The sequence below is a fragment of the Dethiosulfatibacter sp. genome, from assembly GCF_983023055.1.
In genome coordinates, this window is sequence record NZ_CEZJXU010000218.1 from 1 (window position 1) to 4,164 (window position 4,164).

Sequence of the window (4,164 nt, forward strand, 5' to 3'; positions counted from 1 at the left end):
CACATATACCTAGTGAAAGGAGGTGATAACATGGCAATAGTATCTACTGAACTTGAAGGCAAGGTAACACTTGTACTGAACAATGGCGTTGACGGAGACGGCAACACCCTTACAAAAAACAAGTCGTATTCAAAGCTTAAACCTGCAGCAACAGACGAAGACATCTATTCCGTAGCATCAGGAATGGTATCTCTACAGGAAAAACCTGTAATCGCTGTAAGAAAAAGCGAAGAATACGATCTTGTAGACCAGGTGTAATGAATTATTAAATCCATGAAAAGGAGGTGATTAAATGGCTACTAAACTGACTATGCGTTTTAAGAATACTGCGGACAATAGCGCAAGCTATTCCATAGACGATCCTAGACCGGACGTTACAGATGTTGAAGTACAGGCCGTGATGGACGATATGCTTGCAAAGAATATCTTCAACACTTCAGGCGGAGACCTTGTAAGCGTTGCTGGAGCAAAGGTAACAACAACTACAATAAATGAGCTTATCTAGCTCAAAGGGAGAGGGATAAGCCTTCTCCCTTTTTTTGACCTAGAATACCAAACATCAAGAGATTACTTTGCAGTAGCAAGGAGTATCAGAAAAAAATTAAAGAGGAGGAGCTTATGGAAAATCTTTATGACCAAATAGCAAATGTTGGCTTTCCAATAGCCGTAGCCACATATTTGCTGGTACGGGTAGAAGGAAAGCTTAATTTGCTCACTGAGAGCATCACTGAGCTGACCAAAAGCATAATGAATTTGAGGTGAAACGAAAAAACACGGACTAATGAAATTTGCCCGTGTTTTTTTGCTTCATACTATTTCACTTCATTAATTTGCTTGTTGCTCTTTTTTTTCCCAATTCCATGGATTCTTCTTAATAATACCATCAGCAAAAGGTATAAATATTGATAGAATCGCCGAAACTGCCAACAATTGCTGGTACCAAAGTAGTGGCATTACATCAATTGCTGTTACAGCACCAGCTGTAAAACTGCTAACCATTAACATCTGTGCTCCATAAGGTATCATCCCCTGGGTAATACATGCAAATGTATCAAGTAAAGATGCACTTCTTCTTGGATCTACATGATACTCTTCTGCAATTTCTCTTGCAATTGGTCCATCAATGATGATTGAAACAGTGTTGTTTGCAATTGCCATATCTGTAACTGACACCATGGCTGCTATACCTATCTCAGCAGATTTTCTACCCTTGATTTTACTCTTGATTTTCTGAATTAGGAATTCCAATCCACCTTCTTTTGTCACCATGTGAGCAAGACCCCCTGTAAGCATGGAAACCAAGAATATATCATTCATGCTTGCAAAACCATTAAAAGTTTCCTGTGCCATTGTCAAAGGTGTTAAATCCCCATAGGCTATTCCAATTATGCCTGAAAGCACTATACCTCCAGTCAATACTACAAATACATTCAATCCTGCAATGGCCAAAACCAATACAAATACATACGGCAATACCTTTATTAAATTATAATCGAAACTTTGAACTTCAACTGCTATTATAGGACTTCCAAAGATCACCAACAGAACAACCGTTAAGATTGCTGCCGGCATGGCAATAAAAATATTCACCTTGAATTTATCCCTCATTTCACAACCCTGGGTTCGTGTTGCTGCAATTGTTGTATCTGATATTATTGACAGGTTGTCACCAAACATTGCTCCTCCGACAACTGCTGCAAGAGTTATAGCCAATCCAAGACCTGCACTGTCAGCAAGACCAATAGCAATCGGAGCCACTGCTGCAAGAGAGCCACAGGATGTACCTGTTGAAATAGATATGAATGCTGCGATAATGAACAATCCCGCTGTTATGAATTTTGCCGGAATAAATGTCAACCCTAGATTTACAGTAGATTCAACCCCACCCATTGACCTTGAAACTGCTGCAAAAGCCCCTGCAAGTAAATAAATTGTACACATGACGATAATATCTTCATGTCCGCATCCTTTGACAAAACTTGAGAACTTGTCATTGATATTTCCTTTAAACATTATGAATGCTGTTACCACTCCCATAAATACTGCTACAGGTGCTGGAAATTGATAAAATGCCATTGATACACCCTTCAAGCTAAGGTAAGTACCACTACCTAGATAAACTACTATGAACACTAGAAAAGGAATAAGTGCCTTTCCATTTGCTTTTATTGAATTGTTTTCCATTATTTCCTCCATTTTTTTATTAAACGTTTTCCCGGGATTAATGAATTATCTCACTGTGATTTTTAATACTTAATATGAATTCATATGATTTCTTGTTTTATTAAATAAGTAATCCAAACACTAATGATTTTAGCATTTAATCATTTCCAGACATCTGGATTACCTTTTAAGCAATTTAAATACTCTTTTATAATTTTGCAAGTCCTTCTTCAAATTCTCTTATGAGATCATCTGCATTTTCCAATCCAGCTGAAATTCTCAACATACCTCTTGAAATATTTGATTCTATCAATTCCTCATCAGATAGTGCTCTGTGAGATGTTCTAACTGGTACTGAAACAGAGGTTGCTACACCAGCTAAACTAGGTACAAATTTAATTGATTCCAAATTGCTTATTAAATCACATACCGCCTTGTCTCCTCCAGCTAAATCTATGCTCAGCATTCCACCGAAAAGATTATTATTGAACATATCATTTGCCAGTCCATGATCTTCAGCTGACTCAAGTCCAGGATAAAATACACGTTTGACTTTTTCATGGTTTTCAAAGAACTTCGCCAGTTTCAATGCATTTTCTGAATGTTGTCTAATTCTTAAATTCAACGTTCTTAAACTTCTAGTAAGTAACCAGCTGTCAAAAGGACTCATTGTTGGTCCAAACAGCAACCCTGTGTGATGGATTTTAGCTATGGTTTCCTTATCTGAAACTACTATCCCTGCCATGATATCACTGTGTCCACACATGAATTTCGTTGCACTGTATATAACTATGTCTGCGCCTAGTTTCAATGGCTGGCAAATTACCGGTGTTGCAAATGTATTGTCTATCAAAAGCTTGACACCGTTTTCGTGACACATGTCTGCAACGGCTCTAATATCAAATACTGCCATTAGTGGATTTGATATCGTCTCTGTAAAAAACATTTTTGTATTGCTTTTGAACTTTGCTCTAAGGTCATCTTTTTCCATATCTACAAAGGTAACTTCCACACCATATTTCTTCAACTCATCTCTTAAAAACTGATAGCTTCCTCCATAGAGTACATTCCCTGCAATGATATGATCGCCGGATTGTACATGGGCCATAATTGACATTGTAATAGCTGCCATACCCGAACTATAAACCTCGACTCCTTCACCTTCTTCAATCTCTGCTACAACTGATTTCAAGGTATCATGGCCCGGATTAGCCATCCTTGAATAAACATACCCTTCACTTTTACCAGCATATATTTCTTCCAATGTTTCTACATCATCAAATGCAAATGATGAACTCATGTAAATTGGTACAGTTTTAGGTGCTGAAGTTGATTTCGGACTGTATTCTCCCGATCTTACTGCTCTAGTCATAATATCTTTTTTAGTCATAGTGTCACTCTTCATTTTACTTCCTCCATTTAGCTATTGTATATTTCATACTTTTTCATTCGATTAATCAATAATGTGTGAGTTACACCAAGTGATTTTGCACAGCCTCTAATGCTTGTACTTTTTTTCAGCGCATCGGCTATCATTTCTTTCTCTACTCTTTCTATTGTTTCCTTAAGCGAATTTGAAGTATTACTTAACTCTTTATTTTTTGACTTGTTTAAAATCAAGTCCTCCGGTTTAATTACACCCGAATAATTTAATGCAACTGCTCTTTCGATAATGTTTTGAAGCTCCCTTACATTTCCACTCCACTCATAATCCAGTAACTTTCGAAGTGATTCTCCTTCGATTTTTTCTATGTCCTTGTCATACTTTTGTGAAAACTCTTCAGTATAATAATCAACCAGAACCCTAATATCTTCAATACGCTCTCTTAGCGGTGGTATTGTCAATGAGAAAATATTAATCCTATAAAACACATCCAGTCTGAATCTATTTTCTTCAACCATTTCTCTTAAATTCTGGTTTGTTGCGGATATAATTCTAACATCGATTTCTTTTTCTTTATTGCTACCAAGTTTCCTGATTTTTTTATCCTGAAGCACTCT

The 4,164-nt window shown here is 37.0% G+C and carries 6 protein-coding genes; 3 read left to right on the top strand and 3 right to left on the bottom strand.

Features of this window, described 5'->3' with window-relative positions; genetic code table 11:
- The first annotated feature begins 30 nt into the window (after positions 1 to 30).
- From AC3AX0_RS08365 to AC3AX0_RS08375, 3 genes are all read left to right on the top strand, one after another.
- Positions 31 to 258 (top strand): DUF1659 domain-containing protein, encoded by a 228-nt coding sequence (locus AC3AX0_RS08365; protein ID WP_487549843.1) that lies wholly within the window; start codon positions 31 to 33, stop codon positions 256 to 258.
- A gap of 34 nt (positions 259 to 292) precedes the next feature.
- Positions 293 to 505, top strand: coding sequence for a DUF2922 domain-containing protein (locus tag AC3AX0_RS08370; protein WP_487549844.1), 213 nt, complete (start codon positions 293 to 295; stop codon positions 503 to 505).
- Between the two features lie 113 nt (positions 506 to 618).
- On the top strand, positions 619 to 762 hold the full coding sequence (locus AC3AX0_RS08375; protein ID WP_487549845.1) for a YvrJ family protein: 144 nt from the start codon (positions 619 to 621) through the stop codon (positions 760 to 762).
- 63 nt (positions 763 to 825) lie between these two features.
- On the opposite strand, the gene AC3AX0_RS08380 is transcribed toward AC3AX0_RS08375, so the two are convergent.
- The 3 genes from AC3AX0_RS08380 to AC3AX0_RS08390 all read right to left on the bottom strand — a co-directional run.
- The gene (locus AC3AX0_RS08380) at positions 826 to 2,184 is read right to left on the bottom strand and encodes a Na+/H+ antiporter NhaC family protein (RefSeq protein ID WP_487549846.1); all 1,359 of its coding nucleotides are present in this window, start codon (positions 2,182 to 2,184) and stop codon (positions 826 to 828) included.
- Positions 2,185 to 2,371: 187 nt separating this feature from the next.
- Entirely contained in the window at positions 2,372 to 3,568 is a 1,197-nt protein-coding gene (locus tag AC3AX0_RS08385; RefSeq protein ID WP_487549847.1) for a trans-sulfuration enzyme family protein, read from the bottom strand.
- A gap of 14 nt (positions 3,569 to 3,582) precedes the next feature.
- The coding region (locus AC3AX0_RS08390; protein WP_487549848.1) for an AAA-type ATPase lid domain-containing protein at positions 3,583 to 4,164 on the bottom strand (582 nt) is incomplete at its 5' end.